General features: G+C 64.0%; 22 protein-coding genes. 10 read left to right on the top strand and 12 right to left on the bottom strand.

Annotated features, from left to right (window positions below; all coding sequences use genetic code 11):
* Nucleotides 1–75: 75 nt before the first annotated feature.
* The 3 genes from MKD49_RS02035 to MKD49_RS02025 all read right to left on the bottom strand — a co-directional run bounded on the left by MKD49_RS02035 (nucleotide 76) and on the right by MKD49_RS02025 (nucleotide 5838).
* On the bottom strand, nucleotides 76–756 hold the full coding sequence (locus MKD49_RS02035; RefSeq protein ID WP_252695310.1) for a Fe2+-dependent dioxygenase: 681 nt from the start codon (nucleotides 754–756) through the stop codon (nucleotides 76–78).
* A gap of 145 nt (nucleotides 757–901) precedes the next feature.
* Nucleotides 902–3139: a catecholate siderophore receptor Fiu gene (locus MKD49_RS02030; protein WP_252695309.1), complete on the bottom strand. Its 2238-nt coding sequence runs from the start codon at nucleotides 3137–3139 to the stop codon at nucleotides 902–904.
* 419 nt (nucleotides 3140–3558) lie between these two features.
* Nucleotides 3559–5838, bottom strand: coding sequence for a catecholate siderophore receptor Fiu (locus tag MKD49_RS02025; protein WP_252695308.1), 2280 nt, complete (start codon nucleotides 5836–5838; stop codon nucleotides 3559–3561).
* Between MKD49_RS02025 and MKD49_RS02020 the strand changes: the two genes are divergently transcribed.
* The gene (locus tag MKD49_RS02020) at nucleotides 5837–6175 is read left to right on the top strand and encodes a hypothetical protein (protein ID WP_252695307.1); all 339 of its coding nucleotides are present in this window, start codon (nucleotides 5837–5839) and stop codon (nucleotides 6173–6175) included. The two genes, MKD49_RS02025 and MKD49_RS02020, sit on opposite strands and share 2 nt — an antisense overlap.
* On the opposite strand, the gene MKD49_RS02015 is transcribed toward MKD49_RS02020, so the two are convergent.
* Complete coding sequence (locus tag MKD49_RS02015) at nucleotides 6166–6984, bottom strand: outer envelope protein (protein ID WP_371925422.1); 819 nt, start codon at nucleotides 6982–6984, stop codon at nucleotides 6166–6168. The genes MKD49_RS02020 and MKD49_RS02015 overlap by 10 nt on opposite strands.
* A gap of 261 nt (nucleotides 6985–7245) precedes the next feature.
* On the opposite strand from MKD49_RS02015, the gene uraH reads away from it, so the two are divergent.
* From uraH to MKD49_RS02000, 3 genes are all read left to right on the top strand, one after another.
* A complete protein-coding gene (uraH, locus tag MKD49_RS02010) occupies nucleotides 7246–7599 on the top strand; it encodes a hydroxyisourate hydrolase (protein ID WP_034333215.1) in 354 nt (117 codons plus the stop codon).
* Between the two features lie 34 nt (nucleotides 7600–7633).
* Nucleotides 7634–7789 (top strand): hypothetical protein, encoded by a 156-nt coding sequence (locus MKD49_RS02005; RefSeq protein WP_158601279.1) that lies wholly within the window; start codon nucleotides 7634–7636, stop codon nucleotides 7787–7789.
* 312 nt (nucleotides 7790–8101) lie between these two features.
* A complete protein-coding gene (locus MKD49_RS02000; protein ID WP_252695306.1) occupies nucleotides 8102–10426 on the top strand; it encodes a TonB-dependent receptor in 2325 nt (774 codons plus the stop codon).
* A 107-nt stretch (nucleotides 10427–10533) separates the two neighbouring features.
* Here MKD49_RS02000 and MKD49_RS01995 read toward each other — a convergent pair whose 3' ends face one another.
* On the bottom strand, nucleotides 10534–10722 hold the full coding sequence (locus tag MKD49_RS01995) for a hypothetical protein (protein ID WP_034333213.1): 189 nt from the start codon (nucleotides 10720–10722) through the stop codon (nucleotides 10534–10536).
* 308 nt (nucleotides 10723–11030) lie between these two features.
* On the bottom strand, nucleotides 11031–11924 hold the full coding sequence (locus MKD49_RS01990; RefSeq protein WP_252695305.1) for a LysR family transcriptional regulator: 894 nt from the start codon (nucleotides 11922–11924) through the stop codon (nucleotides 11031–11033).
* Nucleotides 11925–12079: 155 nt separating this feature from the next.
* Here MKD49_RS01990 and MKD49_RS01985 point away from each other — a divergent pair, with 155 nt between their 5' ends.
* Nucleotides 12080–12745 carry a peroxiredoxin-like family protein gene (locus tag MKD49_RS01985; RefSeq protein ID WP_252695304.1) on the top strand — a complete coding sequence of 222 codons (666 nt, stop codon included), beginning with the start codon at nucleotides 12080–12082 and terminating at the stop codon, nucleotides 12743–12745.
* Between the two features lie 37 nt (nucleotides 12746–12782).
* Here the strand turns inward: MKD49_RS01985 and MKD49_RS01980 are convergent, their stop codons facing one another.
* Genes MKD49_RS01980 through MKD49_RS01955 form a run of 6 tightly spaced genes read right to left on the bottom strand, consistent with a single transcriptional unit; the run spans nucleotide 12783 to nucleotide 18168 of the window.
* Nucleotides 12783–14096, bottom strand: a complete 1314-nt coding sequence (locus tag MKD49_RS01980; RefSeq protein ID WP_252695303.1) for a tetratricopeptide repeat protein — start codon at nucleotides 14094–14096, stop codon at nucleotides 12783–12785.
* 41 nt (nucleotides 14097–14137) lie between these two features.
* Complete coding sequence (locus MKD49_RS01975) at nucleotides 14138–15766, bottom strand: methyl-accepting chemotaxis protein (RefSeq protein WP_252695302.1); 1629 nt, start codon at nucleotides 15764–15766, stop codon at nucleotides 14138–14140.
* Between the two features lie 19 nt (nucleotides 15767–15785).
* Nucleotides 15786–16256 (bottom strand): DoxX family protein, encoded by a 471-nt coding sequence (locus MKD49_RS01970; RefSeq protein WP_252695301.1) that lies wholly within the window; start codon nucleotides 16254–16256, stop codon nucleotides 15786–15788.
* A gap of 12 nt (nucleotides 16257–16268) precedes the next feature.
* On the bottom strand, nucleotides 16269–17024 hold the full coding sequence (locus tag MKD49_RS01965; protein ID WP_252695300.1) for a DNA-binding domain-containing protein: 756 nt from the start codon (nucleotides 17022–17024) through the stop codon (nucleotides 16269–16271).
* Entirely contained in the window at nucleotides 17021–17872 is an 852-nt protein-coding gene (locus MKD49_RS01960; protein WP_252695299.1) for a DUF692 domain-containing protein, read from the bottom strand. The genes MKD49_RS01965 and MKD49_RS01960 overlap by 4 nt, the downstream gene beginning before the upstream one ends.
* A 20-nt stretch (nucleotides 17873–17892) precedes the next feature.
* On the bottom strand, nucleotides 17893–18168 hold the full coding sequence (locus MKD49_RS01955; RefSeq protein ID WP_121044835.1) for a DUF2282 domain-containing protein: 276 nt from the start codon (nucleotides 18166–18168) through the stop codon (nucleotides 17893–17895).
* 238 nt (nucleotides 18169–18406) lie between these two features.
* On the opposite strand from MKD49_RS01955, the gene MKD49_RS01950 reads away from it, so the two are divergent.
* Genes MKD49_RS01950 through MKD49_RS01930 form a run of 5 tightly spaced genes read left to right on the top strand, consistent with a single transcriptional unit; the run spans nucleotide 18407 to nucleotide 21842 of the window.
* Complete coding sequence (locus tag MKD49_RS01950; protein ID WP_252695298.1) at nucleotides 18407–19072, top strand: DUF1109 domain-containing protein; 666 nt, start codon at nucleotides 18407–18409, stop codon at nucleotides 19070–19072.
* 15 nt (nucleotides 19073–19087) lie between these two features.
* On the top strand, nucleotides 19088–19717 hold the full coding sequence (locus tag MKD49_RS01945) for a sigma-70 family RNA polymerase sigma factor (RefSeq protein WP_252695297.1): 630 nt from the start codon (nucleotides 19088–19090) through the stop codon (nucleotides 19715–19717).
* Nucleotides 19714–20355: a DUF1109 domain-containing protein gene (locus MKD49_RS01940; RefSeq protein WP_252695296.1), complete on the top strand. Its 642-nt coding sequence runs from the start codon at nucleotides 19714–19716 to the stop codon at nucleotides 20353–20355. Before MKD49_RS01945 ends, MKD49_RS01940 begins: the two co-directional genes overlap by 4 nt.
* An 18-nt stretch (nucleotides 20356–20373) precedes the next feature.
* Nucleotides 20374–20958 (top strand): chlorite dismutase family protein, encoded by a 585-nt coding sequence (locus MKD49_RS01935; RefSeq protein ID WP_252695295.1) that lies wholly within the window; start codon nucleotides 20374–20376, stop codon nucleotides 20956–20958.
* On the top strand, nucleotides 20955–21842 hold the full coding sequence (locus tag MKD49_RS01930) for an HD-GYP domain-containing protein (RefSeq protein WP_199725121.1): 888 nt from the start codon (nucleotides 20955–20957) through the stop codon (nucleotides 21840–21842). The genes MKD49_RS01935 and MKD49_RS01930 overlap by 4 nt, the downstream gene beginning before the upstream one ends.
* The last annotated feature ends 11 nt before the right edge of the window (nucleotides 21843–21853 follow it).

Here is a 21853-nt window from a genome sequence, read left to right as displayed (position 1 = left end):
GACGGCCTTCGTATTTGGCGTATCGAGCTACGCCAATTCAAAAACGATATAAAACAAATAAACAATTTGGCGTGGTCATACATCCGCCCACTGTCGCAGCAGGTTGTGATAATGCCCGGTCAGTCCCACCACTTCTTCGGTATCGCCCAGTTTCTGCCGCAGGCCGAAGATGTTGCGATCCAGTTCGAAGAGCATGCTGCGCTTCCAGTCGTCGCGGATCATGCTCTGGGTCCAGAAGAAGGAGCACACGCGTGCCCCGCGCGTGACTGGTTCGACCCGGTGCAGGCTGGTGGAGGGATAGACGATCATGTCTCCCGCCGGCAGTTTCACCTCATGGGTGCCATAGGTATCGACCACCACCAGTTCACCGCCATCGTATTCGTCCGGCTCCGACAGGAACACCGTGGTCGAGACATCGGTACGGATGCTGCCCGCCGCATTGGGCAGCATGCGCACCGAGCCATCCACGTGCAGGCCGTAGTGCTCGCCGCCTTCATAGCTGTTGAACAGCGGCGGCATGGTCTTCTTGGGCAGCGCGGCGGCAAAGAACAGGGGATTCCTGCGCAGTGCTTCCAGGATGATCTCGCCCAGCTGGAAACCCAGCGGCGAATGTTCCGGCAACTGCCGGTTGCGCTTCACGCGCGCCCCCTGTTCACCCACGGTCTCGCGTCCGTCCACCCAGTCGGCGCGCTGCAGTTCGGAGCGGATGTGGCTGACCTGTTGCGGGGTCAGGGCCTGGGGGATGTGCAGCATCATGATGGAATTCTCCTGTAGCGAATGAAAAAACCCCTCCGCACGGGAGGGGCCGTCAAGTCGCCGATCACTGGCTCACCGGAGGGGACACGAACTCTTGCGAGTCAGAGCACCCCACCCGGTGAGGGCTTCAATGCCAGGGGCAGGATCAGAACTTGAAGTTGGCGGTCAGCGCCACCGAACGCGGCGTGCCTGGGGTGTAACGATAGCCGCTCTTGTTGATTGCCGCTACGTAGTCTTTATCGAAAATATTGTAGATATTGAGCTGTAGATCAACGTTCTTGTTCACGATATAACCAACCATGCCATCGAAGACCCAATAGCTGTTGGCGTACTTGGGCGTACCGACCGCACCATCGGTGCCGCGCAGCAGCGAACTGACGTAACGTGCACCACCGCCGACGGTGAAGCCCTGCGGCAGGCGATAAGTGGCCCACGAAGTGAAGGCCTGCTTCGGCGTATAGGCAAGATTGTTCTCGCCGGCGGCCGTGGTGATGGCACCGTTGTTCACTTTGGTGTCCATCCAGGTGTAGCCCGCTGCCAGCGACAGGTTGCTGGTCACGTCACCGGTGACGCCCAGTTCGATACCCTGCACGGTCTTCTTGCCGGTCTGGAAGTACTGCAGCGAGGTCGGATCCTGCTCGACTTCATTGGTCACTTCGGTGTGGAACAGGGCCGCCGTGAGGGCCAGCTTCTTGTTCATCAGATCCCACTTGGTGCCCAGTTCGGAGGTCTTGGTCTTTTGCGGGGCGTAGTTGCTGTTGGCCGCGCTGTTGGCCGAGGCCGACAGGGCAAAGTTGCTGCCGCCCGGCGGCTGCTGCGAGGTGGCGTACAGGGCATAGATGCTGCTGTAGTCGGTCGGCTTGTAGATTGCGGCCAGCTTCCAGTTGAACAGATTGCCCGAGGTCGACAGGTTGGTGATGGTGCCGGCGGCGTTGGAATAGTACGTGGTGCGGTAATGGTCCTCGCGGATGCCGGCGTTGATCGACCACTGGTCGTTGAACTTGACGGTGTCGAACAGATAGGCCGAGACGGTGTCGGTCTTGCCATCGTTGTAGCCGGTGGCCGTCATCGTGTAGGTCTTGGCGTCGTTCGGATTCGGGTTGTACAGGTTGGCCACCGACAGCGTGCCGCTGCGGGTGAAGGACAGCGCGTGCTGCTTCTCCTGGGTGAACTCGACACCGCCCACCAGCGTGTGCTTGAGGCTGCCGGATTGCAGATCGGCCGTGATGTTGGTCTGGTTGGTGATGATTTCGTTGCTCTGGTCCTTGCGCGTCGGGTTGGAGCGCGACAGGGTCCAGGCCGAGGGATTGCTGGCCGACGGCGTGACCAGGTTGGCCGATGTGCCCATGAAGGCGGTCAGCAGGTAATCCTGGCTGGTCTTGGCATAGCGCGTGGTGTTCTGCAGCTTGACGTTCTGCGAGAAGTCATGCTCCACGCGCGCCGTGAACATGTCGGCGGTCACCTTGTCGTAGTCGCCCGACAGGCCGTAGAAATTCGACGAGTTCACCCGCGCCGCGCCGCTCAGGAAGGAGCGCGAGGCATCCGGCGAGGTATAGCCCGGCAGGCCGATGGTGGGCACGCCGCCATCGGGCACGTTGTCCTGGTCGATGTGCAGATAGTTCAGGAATACGCGTGTCGGGCTGTTCAGGCCAAAGGCCAGCGAGGGCGCCACGCCCCAGCGGTCGTTCTTGACTTCATGGCGGCCGGGGACGCCGCTGTCCTGCTTCATCACGTTCAGGCGCATGGCGATGCCGCGCTCTTCATCGATCACCTTGTTCCAGTCGGCGGTGGCGCGCTTCTGGTTCCAGCTGCCATAGGTGGCCGAGGAATTGAAGAAGTTGCTCATCTCGGCCTGCTTGGTGACCATGTTGATCGAGCCGGTCGGCGAGCCGCGGCCATTGTCGGTGCCCGCCGGGCCCTTCAGGACTTCCACTTGCTGGATGTTGAACATGTCGCGCGAGATCGAGCCGAGGTCGCGCACGTTGTCCACGAAGATCGCGCTGGAACTGTCGAAGCCGCGCATGTAGATGGCGTCGCCAGTGTTGGTAGTACCGTTTTCACCGAGATAGAAAGTCCCGACGCCCGGGCTGTTGCGCAGGGCTTCGGTCAGCGTGGTGGCACCCTGCTGGTCGATCAGCTGCTTCTTGATCACGGTCAGGGTCTGCGGGGTGTCGACCAGCGGCTGGCTGTACTTGGCCGAGGAAGCCTTGTCGGCCTTGTAGTCCGATTCCTGGGTGGCGGTCACTTCGACCTTGGGCAGGGCGGTGCTGGTCTGTGCGTGCACGCCCACGGCCGGCAGCAGCAGGGCACCGGCAACGGCGGCGGACAGACGGGTCGAAGCAAAGGCAGGCTGCGCGTGCTTGCGGCTCTTGATGTAACTCATGGCAGGGTTCCGAGAGAAAATGTTGAGAGTTCTCTTGGCTGGCTATGAGTCGAACGGGCAATCGCATGGTCTGGTGAGACCTGGCAGGCTCCGCCGTAATGGCTGGCGAGATTGTAGTTTTTGTATCTCGTTGATATCGCAATGTTTCAAATTGCTACGAGATTTTTACAATTATAGCCACGGTTCCAAATAAAAGTGATTCTTATTCTAAAAATTTCTGTTCCCTGATCGTCTGCTCTTGGGCTTCCATTCAGAACATCCCGCGCAAAGCCGCACCGCATCCGGGAAGGCGGAAGAGGAAAGTCGAAACTGCATTTGTTGCATAAAAAATACGAAGCCTCACGGCAGTGCGCTGCCGTGAGGATGGCGTGGGAGAGTTCACCGGTGGCGGCAGAACGCCGCCACCGCCGGGCAGGAGATCAGAAGCGGAAGTTGCCGGTCAGCGAGAAGGCACGCGCACCGCCCGGGGTGTAGCGGTATCCGCTCTTGTTGATCGCGGCGGCGTACTGCTTGTTGAACAGGTTGGTCACGTTGAACTGCAGTTCCACGGTCTTGTTGATGGCATAGCTGGCCATGGCATCGACCAGCCAGTAGGCATCGGTCCTGGTGGGCGTGCCCAGCGCATTGCTGTCGGTGCCGCGCAGCAGGCCGTCGGTATAGCGCAGGCCGCCGCCCAGCGCCAGGCCCGGTGCCGCGCGCCAGGTGGCCCACGAGGTCAGGGACTGGCGCGGTGCGTAGGCCAGGTAGTTCTCGCCGTTGGCGGTGACCACGCGTCCCTTGTTGACGCGGCTGTTCATGCGGCTGTAGCCGGCGGTGAGCGAAATGTCCCGGGTGAGCTCGCCGGTAACGCCCAGTTCCACCCCTTCGGTACGTTTCTCCCCGATCTGGAACCAGGTGTCGGCCAGCGTTCCCGGCTCGATCTCATTGTGCACGTCGGTGCGATAGAGCGCGCCGGTGACGGCCAGGCGGCGGTCGAGCAGGTCCCACTTGGTGCCGATTTCTGCGGTACGGGTCTTTTGTGGCGCGTAGTCGGGGTGGGAGGGATTCCTGCGGCTGGCACTGAGGGAGAGATTGTTGCCGCCCGGCGGCTGCTGCGAACTCGCCAGCAGGGCGTAGACGCTGCTGTAGCTGGTGGGCTTGAAGACGGCCGCCAGCTTCCAGCTCAGCAGGTTGCCCGAGGTTTTCAGTGCAGTGGCGGTGCCGGAGGCGATGCCGTCGAAGGAGGTGCGGTAATGGTCCTCGCGCAAGCCCAGGTTCAGTGACCAGCGCTCGCCGAACTTGAGCGTGTCCAGCACGTACAGCGCGACGGTATCGATCTGGCCCTCGTTGCGGCCGGTGGCCTGGATGCTGACTTCCGATTCGTCGAAGCGGGGATTCGGCTGGTACAGGTTGGCCGGGGGACGGAATCCGTCCACCGTGAAGGCCAGCGCATGCTGGCGTTCGCGCGTCAGTTCCAGGCCGCCAACCAGGGTGTGCCGGATCGTGCCGGTATTGAACTGCGCCGTGGCATGGGTCTGGTTGCTGAGGATCTCGTTGGCCTGGTCGCGCCGCGTGACGATGTTGCGCGCCAGTAGCCAGGTGGTGCGGTCAGTGGCCGAGGGCGTGCGGATGCCGGACTTGTACTTGCCCCGGTCGCTGCCGGCGGCAATGAAGGAGGCCAGGCGGTAATCCTGGTCGGTGCGGGCGTAGCGGGTGCTGTTTTCCAGCTTCAGGGTGGGCGAGAAGTCGTGCTGCACCCGCAGGGTGTACATGTCGGCGTTGACCCGGTCATAGTCGTCCACGTGGCCATAGTAGTTGCTCGGATTCACCTTGGGCGCGTCGCCAATGAAGGGACGCGCCGGGTCCGGCGAGCGATAGCCGGGCAGGCCCAGGGTGACTACACCGCCCTCGGGGACGTTGTCCTGCTGCATGTGCACGTAGTTGAAGAGGATGCGGGTGGGGCCGTTCAATCCCCAGGCCAGCGACGGCGCGAAGCCGTCGCGGCTGCTGTGCACCTGGTGGCGGCCTGGTACGCCGCTGTGCTGTTTCATCAGGTTCAGGCGCAGCGCCAGGCCCTGATCGGGGTTCAGTACCTTGTTCCAGTCGACGGTGGCGCGCTTCTGGTTCCAGCTGCCATAGGTGCCGCTGGCGCTGACCGCATCGGCCAGTTCAGGCTGTTTGGTGACCAGGTTGACGGAGCCGGTCGGAGAACCCCGGCCGTTGTCGGTGCCCGCGGCTCCCTTCAGGACCTCCACCTGCTGCAGGTTGAAGACGTCGCGCGAGATCGCGCCAAGGTCGCGCACGTTGTCCACGAAGATGGCGCTGGAGATGTCGAAGCCGCGCATGTAGATGGTGTCGCCGGTACTGGTGCTGCCGTTCTCGCCGAGGAAGAAGGTGCCCACGCCGGGCGTATTGCGCAGCACCTCGGTGAGCGTGGTGGCACCCTGCTGTTCCATCAGCGGACGCTTGAAGACCTGCAGCGTCTGCGGCGTATCCACCAGCGGCTGCGTGTACTTGGGGGAGGCCGATTGCTCGGCCTTGTAGGGCGATTCCTTGACGGCATCGACCTGTACCGAAGGCAGTTTGCCGCCAGCGGACTGGGCCTGGGCGGTGACTGCCGGCAGCAGCAGGACGCCCGCCAGCGCCGCCGACAGGCAGCAGCTGGATGAGGCAGGAGAGGGCGGGGAAGAGGGGTGCTTTTTGCTCTTGATGAAGCTCATGTCAGGTTCCGAGAGTAAGGGTGGCGAAATCTCTGGGCTGGCGATGAGCGGTGTCCGGGACGATATGAAGCTTTGTGAAAAAAGCGGGATGCGCGTCCGGACGGGGGCTGGCGGTCAGATGTCAGGGGGAATCCGGCCGGCGATGGCGACGTGCCGGGAGCGGATCCGGCTGAGTATAGGAAGCGGGGAGGAAAAAAGAACTCCTGCAAATTTCGATTTTTTGCAGGAGTTTTTGAAGATTGAAATTTGTATCGGAAGCTCGATTTTTTTCAATCAGGAGCGGCCAACTCCTTGGCGCAACGGGCGGCTTCCCGCTGCCGGAGGCGATCAGAAGTGATATTCGGCGCGCACCATCGGCGTTTTGGCCAGCGAGCCCGGCACGTTGCTCGGGTTGCCGAACTTGTTGCGCCAGTACTGGTATTCCAGACCCAGGCGCAAGGTGTTCTTGCCCAGTCCCATGGCCGTGCCGAGGTCGTACATGAGCTGTCCGTCGAAATTCAGTTCGGGCGCAGTCGACCCGCCGAACTCGTTCCTGCCCTTGGCGGCGATGTAGTTCAGGTAGCCCTCGAAGGCCCATCCGCTGCCGCCCAGCGGGATCCCCCAGGCCAGGTTCAGCATCGGATGCGTGTCATAGGTGTAGCGGCTGCTGATGCCCTTGGGCTGGTTGCTTTCGAACAGGGCCAGCACGCTCACGTTGAGAAAACCCGGCACATCCATCATCAGGGTCGGGCCGACCACCCACATGCGTTTCTTCGAGGCATAGCTGTTGTCGTTCTTGGTGTTCCAGTCAAAGCCCAGCGTCAGGCCGACGCCGCGCGCCGGTCCGAAGGACAGGTCACGGCCGCTGATCTTGCCGATGTCCAGCGTATGGCGATAGGTGACATAGGCTTCCTGGGCATTGTCATCCTTGCTGTCCGACATCAGCAGGTCGACGTTGAGGAAATTGGTGCCGAACTTGTAGCCGCTGGCATGCTGGAAGTTGACGATGTTCTTGCTGATGTCCTGCGTATTGAAGGGCTCGGCAAACTTCGTGCCGTAACGGTAGCCGATCGAGTTGTCGGCCCAGTCGGCCGCCAGTGCGCTGCCGCCGGCCATGAGCAGGACGCCCGCGAGCGTGCCGTGCAGGCGCAGGGATGGAATGGGCATGGTGTCTCCTCCAGTGATGGATGTTGTTTGATATAAATGATTTAGATGATTGCCGCGCCGGGCCCGTGCTGGTATCTGCGGTCCGGATGTCGGCTCCGGTTTGGCAGGGGGCTGCGCGGTAAGGCATTATGTCCGCTGCATCGATGGCCGGTATAAGCGCACTCGTATAGGGTTTGGCGGGCGGCGGTATATCATCGGCGCTCACGATCACTCATCCTTACTCATCCTCACTCATCCATTACACAGCGAAAGGACAGCAATATGGGCAAACTGAGCACGCACGTGCTGGATATCACCAAGGGCAAGCCCGGCGCGGGCGTCAAGCTGGCGCTCTACGCGGTGACTGGCGGCGGCAAGACGCTGCTCAAGCACGCCGTCACCAACAGCGATGGCCGTTGCGATGCGCCGCTGCTGGAAGGCGAGGCGCTGCAGCCCGGCAAGTACGAACTGGTCTTTGCGGCCGGTGATTATTTTGCGGAACAGGGCGTGAGCCTGCCGGAACCGCGTTTCGTCGACGAAGTGGTGATTGCCTTCGGCGTGGCCGATGCCTCGCAGAACTATCATGTGCCGCTGGTGGTGTCGCCGTGGGCTTATTCGACTTATCGCGGCAGTTGATGATGCGCACCTGATTCATCTCTGGAATCGATGAATGAAAAATCCGGCCTTCGCGCAAGAAGCCGGATTTTTTTATTTCCGCAAAAGGCGGCGCAGGCGTGGCGATGCGCAATTCACCCGCGGCTTCTGGTGGCGTGACCGGATGTTGTGCGTGAAGGTAAAAGGGCAAGGATCAGCGCAGCGTGTTTGATGTGGATTAAGGGACGGAGCACGGAAATCGGGTCCAATCACACCTCCTCTCTGTTGTATTTGCGGGCTGCGGCAATATGTCGCAGCCCATTTTTTTTGTTGTTCGCTGCCGCTAACTGCTTGTGCCAAAAGGACTTTCTTCGGATCCGCAAGCCGCTCTTGCCGGACGGCAGCACGGCCACGGGATTGCAGCGCACAGGCTGCGTGATAGATTGCGCCGATGAAAAAACAGGGAGTGCGAACGTCACGGCGGTCGCGGGTGCGGCTGCGCGCGCTTCCCTCACAACACCAAGAAAAGTCAGACATCCTCGCCATGAACACGCTGCCTGTTTGCTCCTCATTGTCTCCGTCTTCGCCGGCTTCTGCCGTCTCCCGTCCGCTTCGCCTGCATCCCTTGCTGCTGGCCGTGCTCTGCGCCTGGAGCGGCAGCACCCTGGCCCAGCAGGCCGCCGCCAGTGACGGCAGCAGCGAGGCCGCGACCTTGCCCACCATCGAAGTGCGCAGCAGTGGCTCGGTCGCGGAGCGCAAGCAACTGCCGCAGACCACGGCCAGCGTCACTGCCGATACCGCTGCCAACAGCATCAACGTCACCGACAGCTCGGATGTGCTGAAGTATCTGCCCAGCCTCTCGGTGCGCAAGCGCTACATCGGCGATACGCAATCCCCGCTGGCCACTCGCACCACGGGCGTGAACGCCAGTGCGCGCAGCCTGATCTATGCCGACGGCATCCTGCTCTCGGCGCTGGTGAACAACAACAATGGCAATGGCTCGCCGCGCTGGTTCATGGTGGCACCGGAAGAGATCGAGCGCATCGACGTGATGTATGGACCGTTTGCGGCGGAGTATCCGGGCAATTCCTACGGTGCGGTCACCGAGATCACCACGCGCATGCCGCAGCAGTTCGAGGCCAGCATCAAGGCGCAATATGCGCAGCAGGATTTCAGCCAGTACGGCGCGTCCGGTACCTATCGCGCGCAGGAGTACAACGTCGGGTTGGGCAATCGCAGCGGGGCGCTGGCCTGGCGCTTCTCGGTCAATCATCTGGACAGCTACTCGCAGCCGGTGACCTGGATCACCGCCACCAGCCTGCCGGCCGGCACTACCGGCGCGGTGCTGGCGCAGGATCGTACCGGCAAGAACCTGTATGTGCTGGGCGCCGGCAATCTAACCCATACGGTGCAGGACACGGCGCGGCTGAAGGTTTCTTACGACTTCACGCCGGCGCTCACGGCCACTTATACCCTGGGCTTCTGGCAGAACCAGGCCAGCGCCAATCCGCAGAGTTTCCTGAAGACCGCCAGTGGCGCCACGGCCTATACCAGCGGCTTTTCCAGCAACGACGTGGACCAGCAGCAATGGATGCAATCGCTGGAATTGCGCAGCAAGACCGGGGGCGAGTGGGACTGGCAACTGGCGGCGTCGACCTTGTCCGCGTCGCGTGACCTGACGCGCACCTCGACGGCCACCTTCCCGGCGGGCCAGAGCGGCGGGGCCGGCACCATCGCCGATGCCAGCGGCACCGGCTGGAGCACCGTCGATGCCAAGGGCATCTGGCGTCCACAGGGCAGTGCCCAGGTCATCAGCTTTGGTGCGCATCTGGATCGCTACACCCTGGCCACGCCGACCTGGAACACCAGCAACTGGATCAGCGGTGGCAACGGCACGCTGGCCTCCGACTCGCGCGGCAAGACCGAGACTTCCGCGCTGTGGGCACAGGATGTGTGGCGCTTGTCGTCTTCCCTGAAGGCCACGCTGGGTGCACGGTACGAATGGTGGCGTGCCTTCGATGGCCGCAATGTCTCGACCTCAGGCAGCACCGTCTTCGCGGTGAACCAGCCGGAGGTCAGCCACAGCGGACTCTCGCCCAAAGCCTCGCTGGCCTGGGCCCTGGCGGACGACTGGGTGGCCACGCTCTCCACCGGCCGCGCGCTGCGCTTCCCGACCGTGGGCGAGCTGTACCAGAACGTGCTGCTCAATGGCGTCTATCTGCAGGCCAATCCCAACCTGAAGCCCGAGAAGGTCTGGTCCACCGAACTGGCCATCGAAAAGCAGTTGCAGGAAGGGCAGGGCAAGTGGCGCGTTTCGCTGTTCGAAGAGCGGGTGTCGGATGCGCTGATTTCGCAGAGTTCCACCATCGGCAGCGGTGTCGCCTCCTTCACGCAGAACGTGGATCGCACCCGCCAGCGTGGCATCGAGGCGGCCTTCGAGCGCAACGATCTGCTGGTACGGGGTTTCTCGCTGAACGGCAGCGTGACCTGGGTCGATGCCCGCATCCTGGAAAACAAGGGCTATGTCGCCACCACGGCGGGCGCGACCTCGGTGGGCAAGCGCACGCCCTACGTGCCGGAATGGCGCGCCACGCTGGTGGCCAGCTACAAGCCGGATGACCGCTGGACCTATACGGTGGCAGGGCGCTACAGCGGGCGGGTCTACGCGACCGTCGACAATACCGACATCAACACGCACACCTATCAGGGCTTCGATGGCTATACCGTGTTCGATGCCCGCGTGCGCTATCGCATCGACCGCCACTGGAGCGGTGCGGTGGGCGTGGACAACCTGACCAACCGGGATTACTTCCTGTTCCATCCCTTCCCGCAGCGCACGGTCTTTGCCGAACTGAAATATGACTTTTGATGAGGGAGGCCGCTGCTGTGGCTGGGTGGCCGGTTAGCCGGGCAGGCCGGAATGAATCCGGCTGCCGGATGAGGTGAGTTGCAGGGAGATGCGGGCGCGGCGTGGGCTTAGCTGCCGCGCGCCTTCTCGATGGTTTCGCGGGCCGCTTCCATGAGGGCGGCTGGTTCCGGGGCGTTGGATTCCAGGTAGGAATTTTCCAGCGTGACCGAGAGATTGCTCATCTTCTCCGACAATTCCGCCAGCGCCACGCTGAGCTCACACATCAGGGCCGAGATGTTTTTGGGTGACTGCGTCATTACGTTTCCTTTTCAGATGTCGCACCTGGGCGGCCTGTCCAGGGCGACGAAAAGGGGGAATTCATCGCGCATCAAGCCGGTGCGTACCAATCGATTACGTCGTGAGCTTTGGCTATTCTAAGCCATGCCGGATGCCGGTACGACTGTACCTTGGTCTAAAAGTGCGACAAAAAGTGAAACTTTCTTCATCCGTGTTGCACGGTGGATATGGCTCGTGCCCCTGCGTTGCCGTCCTGGCATGGTTGGGTCGGCAGGCTTGCCGCGATGCGATGCAGGATCCATGCCACGCGCCTTGATCGACGCGTGCTTCAGGTCAGGATCTGCTGCTGCAGCATGATCTCCTCGACGAAATCAGCAAAGGCACGCGCCTTGGCACTGGCCAGCCTGCCGGTGGGAAAGACCGCCCACAGGGCGATGTCCGGCAGCGTCCATTTTTCCAGGACGCGTACCACGCTGCCGGCCGCCAGTTCAGGGGCGAACATCCAGTCAGAGGCAATGGCCAGACCCATGTCGGCCAGCACGGCCGCGCGGATGCCCTCGGCGGCGTTGAAACGCACCCGCCCCTGCACCATGACCGAGACTGCGGTACTGGCACGGGTGAAGGTCCAGACATTGTCCAATTGGCTCAAGACCAGGGTCTCGTGCCTGGCCAGATCTGCCGGTACCCGTGGTGCCGGGACCCGCTCCAGATAGGCGCGGGTGGCCAGCACCGAGCGCCGCGTCGTGGCCAGTTTGCGCGCGACGCTGGCGGAATCGGCCAGGTTCCCCATGCGCAGCGAGACGTCGATGCCTTCGGCCACCAGGTCGATGGTGCGGTCATCCAGGATCACGTCCGCCTCCAGTGCCGGATGACGTGCCAGAAACAGCGGCAGGAAGGGAATCACGAACAGCCGCGCAAAGGTGGGGGCGGCCGAAACCCGCAAGCGTCCGGCCAGGCCTGCGCCGGCACCGCGTGCGGCCAGTTCGGCTTCCTCCGCTTCCTGGATGGCCACGCGGGCGCGCTCGAAGAAACGCATCCCCGCTTCGGTCGGCGTGAGACCGTGGGTGGAGCGCAGCAGCAGCCTGACCTTGAGCTTGTCTTCCAGCTGCGCCACGGTCTTGGAGACCGCCGGCTGTCCCACGCCCAGCACCCGCGCCGCCGCCGAGAACGATCCCGCCTCTACGACACGTACAAAGGCCGTCATGGCCAGCAAGCGATCCATAGTGATCTCATTTATTCCAAAGTGGAATAAGCATTATAGCCATTGCCTGTCTGCCATTCCCGTCACCAGAGGACCAGAATGCGCTGCATCGGTGGTGAGGAACACCGCCGAGCAGCCTTATCCCATTTACCGACCTCAATGACAGGAGCCTCATCATGACTCTGCAAGACAAGCTGGACGCCTTCAAAGCCGACTTCGTGGCCGGCAAGCCACCCTACAACGTACCCGCACCGGTCATTGCCACCATGCAGCGCGCCACCGATGAACTGATCGCATCAGGGGCGGCCGCACGGGCGCTCAAGGCGGGTGACCGTGCACCGCAGTTCACGCTGGCCGATCCGGACGGCAAGCCGGTCTCGTCCGCCGAGCTGCTGGCCCGAGGACCGCTGGCGGTGAGTTTCTATCGTGGTGTGTGGTGCCCTTACTGCAATATGGAATTGCAGGCGCTGCAGGAAGTCCTGCCGCAGTTGCAGCAGGCCGGAGCCAGCCTGGTGGCGATCTCGCCGCAGCTGCCGGCCAACAGCCGCAAGGCGACGCGCCAGAACGGCCTGGAATTCCCCATCCTCTCGGACGCGGGCAATGAGGTAGCCGCCGCCTTCGGACTGCGCTTCACCTTGCCGGACTATCTGGTGGAGCTGTATCGCTCGCTCAAGAATGAATTGCCCGCTTTCAATGGCGATGCCAGCTGGACGCTGCCCATGCCGGCCCGCTACGTGATCGCGCCGGATGGCGTGATCGTTTATGCCGAAGTCAATCCTGACTACACCCGCCGTCCGGAACCGTCGGACATGTTGCCGGCCATCGCTCGCGCCATCGGCTGAGCGCGGCCAAGTCGCGCCGGCGCTCCGGCGCGATCGTTCACCCCCGTGCCAGGACCACCAGTCCCGGCACGGCTTGCTGCATTTCGACGCGCAGGCTTTCTTCGCGCACCAGCAGCACCTCCAGGCCCGCGGCTTGCAGGCAGTGTTCGACATAACTGCGCTGGTGGCGGAAGCGGCCGCTGGGATGGAGCGTGTAGGGAGCGGCGTGTTCTTCGCCAGCCAGTTCCACCGTGAAGATCAGATGGCCTTGCGGCTGCAGGGAGCATCGCGCCGCTGCGAAGAAGGACGCCAGCTCCCCGCAGTAGATCAGCACGTCACAGGCGGCGATCAGGCCATAGCGTGCCGGATGGGCTGCCATCCATTCCACCACGTCCGCCTGTTCCAGCGCCGTGTACTGCGGGTGTTGCGCGGCATGACGCAACATGTTGGGGGAGAGGTCCACGCCTTCCAGAGCCAGCGCGTAAGGCGCGAGGACCGGCGCACACAGCCCGGTGCCGCAGCCGGCGTCCAGCACCGTACTTGGCGTTATCTCCGACAGGAAGGCGTTGAGCAGCATGCCCAGCACTTCCGGTCCGCGATAGTCCAGGTGGCTGACCAGGTTGCTGTCGAAGTGATCGGCATACTCGTCGAAGCGACGCACGATGTAATCGCGCGGCACGCTGTGGCTGGGCAGACCCGCGTACGCCGCATGCATGTGGCTGGCGATGGGGTGGCCTGGCTCTTCCCGCAGCCATTGGCGGCAGACTTCCGCCGCTTCTTCCACCCGTCCCAGGAAGTAAAAGGAAATGGCCAGCAGCTCGCGTGACATGCCCTCATGCGGCGGCAGCACAAAGGCCAGGCACTGGTAACGCGAACTCTGCATGCGGTCGCCCAGCGCAGCGTAGAGGTCAGCCAGCTGGTACAAGGCAGGGAGGCAATGCGGATCTCGCAACAGGGCCTGCTCGCAGGCGGCGATGGCGGCCTGCGGCTGGTGCTGCGCGCGCCGTGCGGCGGCCAGGTTGGTCCACAGCTGGGCATCGTCGGAGTGCAAGGTCAGGGCTTGTCCGTAGGCCAGCTCTGCCTGGTCGAAGCGCCCGCAGGCGAACAGGACGTTGCCCAGATCATTGCACCAGGCGGCATCGGGCGGGCTGGTGCGCGCGGCTTCGTGCATCAGCGCCAGGCCTTCCTCATGCCGTCCGCACTGGTGCAGCAGTACGCCCAGGTAGTGCTGGGCCGGGGCGTACTGCTCCTCCATGGCGAGGACCAGGCGATAATCCTCCTCGGCAGCTTGCAGGCGACCCGCAGCATGGTGGTTGAAGGCCGAAGTGAAGCTTTCTTCAATCAGCTCTTCCAGGACCCCGGTAGACGGCATGGGTTCGCTCCTTCTCTTGTTATCGGTCATGCGGGGTGAATTCATTGACTCAACGCGGCCAGCGGAGGAAGTGGCAAAGCGGGACTGCCGTCCGTGTCGGCCAGCATCACCGCTGCCGGTGCGGTCAGCGTGAACACCGCCACCGACGCCGTGAGTGTGGCCGCCCGTTCGGTCAGGGCATCGGCGGCGGCAGCGGTCTGTTCGACCAGGGCAGCATTCTGCTGAGTCGCGCGATCCATCTCGACCAGGCTGAGGCTGACCTGGGAAATCCCCTCGGCCTGCTCACGCGTTGCCATCGCAATTTCGTTGACGGTGGTCATGACGTTGCCGAAGGACTGCACGATCTGCACGATGGCCTGGTCGGCCTCCTTGACCTGTTGCGCAGCCTGGTCGACTGAACCGATCGAGGTGGCGATCAGGTCCTTGACTTCGCGAGCGGCCTCGGCGCTGCGCAGTGCCAGCGAGCGCACTTCCGATGCCACGACCGCGAAACCCCGGCCCTGGCTGCCGGCACGGGCAGCTTCGACCGAGGCGTTCAATGCCAGGATGTTGGTCTGAAAGGCGATGCCGTCGATCAGGCTGACGATGTCGGAAATGCGTCCCGCCCCGGCGGTAACCTGGGCCATCGCCCCGGCGATGCCGCTCATGACCTGTCCGCCGCGCTCCGCATCGCTGGCGGCAGCAGCGGCCAGCGCGTTGGTGCGCTCGGCATTTTGTGCATTGTTGCGCACCGCACCGGAGAGCCGTTCCAGGGTCGCGGCGGTGGTCTCCAGCGTACTGGCCTGCGCTTGTGTGCGTTGTGCCAGTTCGCCGTTGCCTTGGGCGATGTCGGCGGCCCCGTGATGCAGGTCCCGGGTCGCTTCGCGAATGTCGCCCACGGTAAGGGCCACGCCATGCTGCATGCGCCGCAGAGCCGCCAGCAGGACGCCGATTTCATTGCCGGAGATGCCTTGCACCGCCTGGCTCAGGTCGCCATCGGCGATCCGGTCGAAATGGTCGGCTGCGCGTTTGAGCGGCTGCAAGAGCAGACGATCAAACAGCAGCCAGCAGATCGCGATGAGCAGGACCGAGGCCGCCAGCATGGCCACCGCCAGCAGTGTGGCCTGGTCCGAGCGGCGTTCGGAGGCCAGGCGCAGGCCATCCTTCACCTGTTCCGCATGCTGGATCACGGCGCGCAGCGTGGCGGCGAATTCGCGGTCGGCGGCTTCGGCGCTGACGGTGGCGGCGGCGTAGTCCTCCAGCGATACGTCATAGAGGGCGACCTCGCGCAGGTTCAATACCTTGATGTAGCTGTCGTAGGCAGCCGAAACGCGCACCGCTTCCGGTTCCGCCAGTGCCGATGGCGTCAATCCCTGACGATAGCCGTCGAAGGCCTTGCGTGCGTCCTGCAGGGCTGCCGAGGCGCGCCGGCTGTAGTCGTTGGACTTGATTTCATCGCCCTTGACCAGGTTGATGTAGGCATTGTCCATGTTGATCAGAGTGTTCAGGAACAGGCGCTCGGTGTCATGCAGCGGCTGGATGTGGCGGTCCGAGAGTTCGATCAGCGCGACGGTGGCGCGGCTGGCCGAGCGCGCACCCTGCCAGGCCATGCCGGCAGCCAGCCACAGCGCCAGCGTCAACAGTCCCAGTACCAGCATCAGGCCGGTACGCAGCTTCATTCTGTTCAACATGATGCTTTTCTCCCCGTGATCAACGCAGTCCCAGGCGCCGGTCCAGCGACCAGGCCCCACCGCCGCGCGCGACCAGGAGCAGCAGCAAGCCAGCCCAGGACAGGTGCGTGGGCCAGGCATCGGGATAGACGAAGATCTCGATGACGGTGGTCATGCCCAGCAAGGCCAGGGCCGCGCCCCGGGTGCAGAGGCCGAGGATCAGCAGCAGCGGGAAGAAGTGTTCCGCATAGGTCGCCAGGTGTGCGGCCAGGTCGGGTGGTACCAGCGGCAGGTGGTATTCCTCCTGGAACAGGACATAGGTGCTGTCCTTGATGTCAAGGAAACCGCTGACCTTGGTGCGGCCCGAGAGGAAGAAGATCGCTGCGATCGCCACGCGGGCGACCAGCGTCAGCACGTTGTCGCTGATCACCCGCGTGGCCAGGTCGGCGGCGCGCGACCACAGCGAGGGAGAGGGCTGCACGTCGGCAGGCAGGGTGGCGGGCTGGTTCATGGAAGTCTCCGTTCAGTGAAACGAGGTAAAGGCATCGGCCTGGATCAACTGGCCCAGCATGGTGCCGATCTCCAGGCCGGGCTCCCGGGCCAGCGCCTGGCCGGCAGCGCTGGCGATGCCGCAGCCATCGCGGCAGGCATCGAGAAAGCCTGATGCGCCCGCACTCAGCGGCTGCCATTGCACCTGGCCGTGCGGCCGCGTGAGCAGGGCTCCTTCGCCCTGCCATTCGGGGGCGATTTCGGTGTCGTCAGCGTCGCTGCGGTTGATGCTCCAGATGGTGTAGACCGGATGCTGCGGATCGTGATGCCAGCGGCTGGCGGCATGCGGTACCAGCGTGATGTCCTGGCCGGCGGCCAGCGCCGTGTGCAGGGCCGACACGTCCAGCAGCGGGTCGTCGGCGGCCAGGTGCGCTTCGGTCCAGCAGCGGTCCAGGGTGGCGACGCCCGGCAGGTAGGGCAATTCCCGTGCTGCTTCCAGCGTGGCAAGGAAATCGGCAAAGCCCGCCCCATAGCAGATGAGGCTGGCTTCTTGTGGCAAGTGCTCGCGCGCAAAGGCCTGCGCTGCAGACTCCATCCAGGGGCTGCCGACCAGCCGGTGCACCGCCGGATAGTTGGCCAGCAGTGCGTCGACACAGCCCTTGAAGACGGTATTGCGATAGACCGCGAAGGCCGGTTGCGCCAGCAGTGCGGCAACGCCTGGGTCGTCGCTCTGCCCGTTCAGCAGGGCCTGCAGGAAGCTGGCGTAGTAGCGATGGTCGGGGGCATTCATGCGGCTTGCTCCTCGTGCGTGGCCGCTGCCGGATGCAGCAAGGTGCCGGCCATGTCGCGCTCGGCCAGCAGCACGTCGAACGTGGGCACGTTGCCATCCCGTTCGATCAGGGTGGGACGCTTCCCGGTGCGTGCCAGCAGATGCGCGTAGAGCTCCCAGACCGCTGCCGCAACCGGAGCGTCATGGGAATCGACCAGCAGGCCGGGCAGGCTGGCATCGGCACTGTGGCCGGCCAGATGGATTTCGAGAATGTCATCGAACGGCAACTGTTCCAGGTAGTGGTGCGCGTCGGTGCCGAGATTGCAGGCGCTCACGTGCACATTGTTGACGTCGACCAGCAAGCCACAGCCAGTCCGGCGCACCAGTTCACGCAGGAAGTCCGGCTCGCTCCAGCTGTGCTGTTCTATGTGCAGGTAATGCGACGGGTTCTCCAGCGCGATCCGGCGCTGCAGAACATCCTGAGTGCGGCTGATGTTGTCAGCCAGGCGTGCCAGTGTGTCGTTGGTACGCGGCACCGGCAGCAGGTCGGGCAGGTAGTGGCCGCCGATGCGCGACCAGGCGAGGTGTTCGGACACCAGCACCGGTTCGATGCGCGACACCAGTTGTGCCAGTTTGCGCAGATGCAGGGGATCGGGCGCGTCGGGCCCGGCCAGTGACATCGACACCCCGTGCAGGGCCACCGGATGATGCTCCCGGATCGCCTGCAGCCAGGCCAGGCGGGGGCCGCCGTCCATCAGGTAGTTTTCCGGATGGACTTCGAACCACAGTCCCGCTGCCTTGCAGGCCAGCGCTGCATCAAAATGCTGGGGTTTGAGACCCAGGCCGGCGGTGAGGGGTGACGTTGTCATGGCCGATGGCTCCGGAACGATCAGACCGGCTTGAGCGAGCCCATGCCGCGCGGCGTCTTGATCGAGGTGCAGGTGCCGGCCGGGACGTTCTTCCAGGCATTGCCCTGGTAATCCATCTTGGCGGTGCCGGCGCAGGTGGTGCCTTCACCAGCCTTGCAGTCGTTCTGGCCGGCCAGGGAGACGCCGTAGCACTTCTCGACGGCGGTCTTGTTCATCGGTTGCTTGTCTTGCGCCATGGCGACGCCGGAGGCGAGGGTGGCGAGGGTCAGTGCGGCGGTGGCGACGAAGTGGTTCATGGTGTGCTCCTGAAAATGGATGAAGTGGAAGATGACACTGACCGGCGTTTCGCTTGCTGCTGCTTTGCGTCCGATCTGCTTGTTAATTCGCAGGGAGTGGCTGGCCGGTTACAGCACGATGAAGATTTTTTGAAAAAATATTTTTCGCGCCTGCTGTAACCGCAGCGCTGTTGTGAACGAATACAAAAGAGAGCGCGCCATTGCGCAGTCCGCCCGCACGGGCCCAAAGGGGATGTGAATGAAAACGATGGAACTGGTCAATATGCTGGCAACGGGAACGGGCGAGCCCCCCGGCCCCGTCCAGCGCAGCCTGGTGCGCAACGTGGCCGCGCGCATGGCGGTGGCGCTGGCCTTGGGCCTGATGGGGGCGGCCCTGCTGCTGGCCATACTCTATGGGGTGCGCAGCGACCTGCGTGAACTGTTGCAGCAGCCGCTGTTCTGGATGAAGGTGTCGTTCCCGCTGGCGGCCTTGCTGGCCGGGCAGCTGGCGGCCTCGCGCCTGGCCCTGCCGGGCATGCGCATGGGGCTGGCTCCGGCGGCAGGACTGCTGCTGCCACCGGCCCTGCTGTGGCTGGCCGGTGGCAGCTGGCTGGCACTGGCACCGCCTTCGCAGCGTCTGGACCTGCTGCTGGGCAGCAGCTGGGAAGTGTGTTCGGCCAATGTGGCCTTGCTGTCGCTGCCCACGCTGGCCAGCATGCTGTGGTTCCTGCGCGGGATGGCGCCCACGCAATTGCGTGCCGCCGGTGCGGTGGCCGGTTTGGTGGCGGGTGCCCAGGGCGTGCTAGTCTATTCGCTTTATTGCGTGGAGATGGCGCCGCCGTTCTGGGGCGTCTGGTATGTACTGGGGGTGGCGCTGCCGACGGCGGCCGGCGCCTTGTGCGGCCCGTGGCTGCTTCGTTGGTGATCGGGTGGCATGCCCATGACTGAAAGTCCATTCCTGTTGGCGACTGGGGGACCGGCCGTGCCGGATGAGGTGGCCGGCCGTCCTGGCAAGCCCTCGCATCCCGCCGAGGAGCGCCTGCGCATGCTGCTGCTGGCCGGTCTCGACGGCGACGCCGTGGCCTATCGCCAGTTTCTGGCCGAATTGAGCGGCCGCCTGCGCGCCTTCCTGCGCAAGCGCCTGGTGCATCTGCAGGATGACGTCGAGGATGTGGTGCAGGAAACCCTGCTGGCCATCCACAACGCCCGCCATACCTATCGCCACGATCAGCCGCTGACGGCCTGGGTGCATGCCATCGCGCGCTACAAGCTGATGGACTTCCTGCGCGCCCGTTCGCGCCGCGAAGCCTTCAACGACCCGCTGGACGAAGAGCACGACCTGCTCACCACCTGTGATGATGAACCGGCCCAGGCGCGGCGCGATGTCGGTGCGCTGCTGGAGGAATTGCCCGACAAGCAGCGTTTGCCGATCGTTCACGTCAAGCTGGAAGGCCTGTCGGTGGCCGAGACGGCACAACTGACCGGGATGTCGGAATCGGCCGTGAAAGTCGGCATCCATCGTGGCCTCAAGGCCCTGGCCCTGAAGATCCGGGAGAAACTGCAAGCATGAAGACCGAAGACCTTATTTCGATGATGGCCAGCGGCGTGGCACCGGTGGACCGGCGTTTGCCGGTCAAGCAGATGGCCCAGGCCCTGGTGCTGGGCGGCTTGGGTTCGCTGTTGCTGATGCTGAAGATCTACGGGCTGCGTCCCGATCTGGCGGTGATGCTGGGCGTGCCGCTGTTCTGGATCAAGCTGGCCTTTCCCACCACATTGGCCGTGGGGGCCATGCTGGTGCTGCGACGCCTGGTGCGTCCGGGATTGCGCGTGGGTGCCAATTGGTCAGGCATCGCCCTGCCTGCCATGGCAGTGTGGCTGGGTGGGGCAGCCGTGTTGCTCAGTGCACCGGTAGCCCAGCGGCTGCCGCTGTTGATGGGGATCAGCTGGCGCAGCTGCCCGTTCAACATCGCGCTGCTGTCGATTCCACTCTTCATCGGCATCTTCTGGGCCGTGCGCGGCATGGCCCCGACCCGGCTGCGCCTGAGTGGTGCGGTGGCTGGCCTGCTGGCCGGTGCCACGGCGACCATGGTGTATTGCCTGCATTGCCCGGAGATGGGCGTGCCGTTTTGGGGAATCTGGTATTTCCTCGGGATCCTCATTCCGGCAGCACTTGGCCTGCTGCTGGGTCCGCGCCTGTTGCGCTGGTAAGTCCTGGAGAGATTGAGCATGAGCGTGATCCATACCGCATTCGTCGCAGGACTCAGTGGAGGCTGGCGCATCTTGCGCGTCGACGCCGTGGTCGGCGAATCGCTGGCAATGGCGGGAAGGCTTGCCGTCGCCGGTCCCGGCGAGGCGCAGTCCACCGCTACGCCCGGCGTGCAGTGGCGCCTGGACGGTGCCACCGGTCATGCGCGTTATGCCACGCGGCACGAACTCGATACGCTGGGCGCGGTGCAGCAGGGCCTGGGGCGGCCCGAGGCACGCTGCGCAGCCCTCATCCCGATCCGCAAGAACCCGGCCTGGTGGGCGCTGGCGCAGGATGAGCGCCGCGCGATCCTGGAGGAGCAGTCGCACCACATCGCCATCGGGCTGGAGTACCTGCCACCGATTGCGCGCCGTCTCTACCATGCGCGCGAACTGGGCGAGCCTTTCGATTTCCTGACCTGGTTCGAGTACGCGCCGGAACACGCTGAAGCATTCGAAGAGTTGGTCGCGCGATTGCGCCGGAGTGCCGAATGGCAGTTCGTTGATCGCGAGGTCGATATCCGCCTGGTCTACGATGAGCCTGCCCGACAAGGAGCTGCCGGATGAATCTGCTTTCCCTGTGGCAGCGCGCCACCCGCAACAAAGCTGCGCGCCAGGCGGCGCACGACGAGCAACTGCTGATGAGCCTGTTCCTGCTGGCCTGGGCGGTGGAGGCGCGCGATCCCTATACCGGCGGGCATCTGTGGCGGGTGGCGCGATTGTCGCGTCTGCTGGCGCATTCCGCCGGACTGCCCGCGGAGCAGGTGGCCCGCATCACCATCGGTGCCTTCCTGCATGATCTCGGCAAGATCGGCATCCCCGATGCCGTACTGGGCAAGAAATCGCGGCTGGATGAGGCGGAATACGCGGTCATCAGGACGCATCCCGAGATCGGCCACCGCATGCTTGCGGGCCACCCGCTGGCAGCCCTGGCCGAAGAGGCGGTGCTGCTGCATCACGAAACACCGGACGGGCGCGGCTATCCCTTCGGACGGCGCGGTGAGGACATCCCGCTGGCTGCGCGCATCGTCGGCATCTGCGACGCCTTCGACGCCATGACCAGCACGCGTCCCTATCGCAGCGGGATGCCCATTGCACGGGCCATGGAAATCATCGAGGGTGAGCTCGGCAAGCAGTTCGATGCCGAGTTGGGACGCCGCTTCATCGGCCTGCAGGCCGATGCGGAACTGGCCCACATCGTGGGCCACAGCGATGAGGGCATTCCTCTGCAGCGCTGCCTCTCATGCGGCCCGATCATCGTACGGCCCCGGGAAGCCGTGGCCGGCGATACGCTGTACTGCCCGGCCTGCCATAGCGAATACACCATTGCTCCCAATGAGCAGGGCCTGCTGGCCAGCGGCAAGCAGGATACGGCGCGCGCACTGGCGGTGGCACCCGACTCCGGGCTGATCAGCCGGCTGGTGGGGGAAAGCCGCGCCGCCCTGGCCTGAATGGCGTCCCC

The sequence above is a fragment of the Herbaspirillum sp. WGmk3 genome, assembly GCF_023952535.1.
GTDB lineage: Bacteria > Pseudomonadota > Gammaproteobacteria > Burkholderiales > Burkholderiaceae_D > Herbaspirillum > Herbaspirillum huttiense.
This window is presented reverse-complemented; position numbering and strand designations above follow the sequence as displayed.

What these genes read in the sequence shown, in the direction of transcription:
- MKD49_RS01950 (WP_252695298.1), top strand. Translation starts at nt 18,407, where the DNA reads ATGAAAACGATGGAACTGGTCAATATGCTGGCAACGGGAACGGGCGAG.
- MKD49_RS01980 (WP_252695303.1), bottom strand. Translation starts at nt 14,096, where the DNA reads ATGCCGTCTACCGGGGTCCTGGAAGAGCTGATTGAAGAAAGCTTCACT.
- MKD49_RS02000 (WP_252695306.1), top strand. Translation starts at nt 8,102, where the DNA reads ATGAACACGCTGCCTGTTTGCTCCTCATTGTCTCCGTCTTCGCCGGCT.
- MKD49_RS01995 (WP_034333213.1), bottom strand. Translation starts at nt 10,722, where the DNA reads ATGACGCAGTCACCCAAAAACATCTCGGCCCTGATGTGTGAGCTCAGC.
- MKD49_RS01965 (WP_252695300.1), bottom strand. Translation starts at nt 17,024, where the DNA reads ATGAATGCCCCCGACCATCGCTACTACGCCAGCTTCCTGCAGGCCCTG.
- MKD49_RS02035 (WP_252695310.1), bottom strand. Translation starts at nt 756, where the DNA reads ATGATGCTGCACATCCCCCAGGCCCTGACCCCGCAACAGGTCAGCCAC.
- MKD49_RS01930 (WP_199725121.1), top strand. Translation starts at nt 20,955, where the DNA reads ATGAATCTGCTTTCCCTGTGGCAGCGCGCCACCCGCAACAAAGCTGCG.
- MKD49_RS01955 (WP_121044835.1), bottom strand. Translation starts at nt 18,168, where the DNA reads ATGAACCACTTCGTCGCCACCGCCGCACTGACCCTCGCCACCCTCGCC.
- MKD49_RS02015 (WP_371925422.1), bottom strand. Translation starts at nt 6,984, where the DNA reads ATGCCCATTCCATCCCTGCGCCTGCACGGCACGCTCGCGGGCGTCCTG.
- MKD49_RS02005 (WP_158601279.1), top strand. Translation starts at nt 7,634, where the DNA reads ATGAAAAATCCGGCCTTCGCGCAAGAAGCCGGATTTTTTTATTTCCGC.
- MKD49_RS02030 (WP_252695309.1), bottom strand. Translation starts at nt 3,139, where the DNA reads ATGAGTTACATCAAGAGCCGCAAGCACGCGCAGCCTGCCTTTGCTTCG.
- uraH (WP_034333215.1), top strand. Translation starts at nt 7,246, where the DNA reads ATGGGCAAACTGAGCACGCACGTGCTGGATATCACCAAGGGCAAGCCC.
- MKD49_RS01990 (WP_252695305.1), bottom strand. Translation starts at nt 11,924, where the DNA reads ATGGATCGCTTGCTGGCCATGACGGCCTTTGTACGTGTCGTAGAGGCG.
- MKD49_RS01935 (WP_252695295.1), top strand. Translation starts at nt 20,374, where the DNA reads ATGAGCGTGATCCATACCGCATTCGTCGCAGGACTCAGTGGAGGCTGG.
- MKD49_RS01975 (WP_252695302.1), bottom strand. Translation starts at nt 15,766, where the DNA reads ATGTTGAACAGAATGAAGCTGCGTACCGGCCTGATGCTGGTACTGGGA.
- MKD49_RS01940 (WP_252695296.1), top strand. Translation starts at nt 19,714, where the DNA reads ATGAAGACCGAAGACCTTATTTCGATGATGGCCAGCGGCGTGGCACCG.
- MKD49_RS02025 (WP_252695308.1), bottom strand. Translation starts at nt 5,838, where the DNA reads ATGAGCTTCATCAAGAGCAAAAAGCACCCCTCTTCCCCGCCCTCTCCT.
- MKD49_RS01960 (WP_252695299.1), bottom strand. Translation starts at nt 17,872, where the DNA reads ATGACAACGTCACCCCTCACCGCCGGCCTGGGTCTCAAACCCCAGCAT.
- MKD49_RS01985 (WP_252695304.1), top strand. Translation starts at nt 12,080, where the DNA reads ATGACTCTGCAAGACAAGCTGGACGCCTTCAAAGCCGACTTCGTGGCC.
- MKD49_RS01945 (WP_252695297.1), top strand. Translation starts at nt 19,088, where the DNA reads ATGACTGAAAGTCCATTCCTGTTGGCGACTGGGGGACCGGCCGTGCCG.
- MKD49_RS01970 (WP_252695301.1), bottom strand. Translation starts at nt 16,256, where the DNA reads ATGAACCAGCCCGCCACCCTGCCTGCCGACGTGCAGCCCTCTCCCTCG.
- MKD49_RS02020 (WP_252695307.1), top strand. Translation starts at nt 5,837, where the DNA reads ATGTCAGGTTCCGAGAGTAAGGGTGGCGAAATCTCTGGGCTGGCGATG.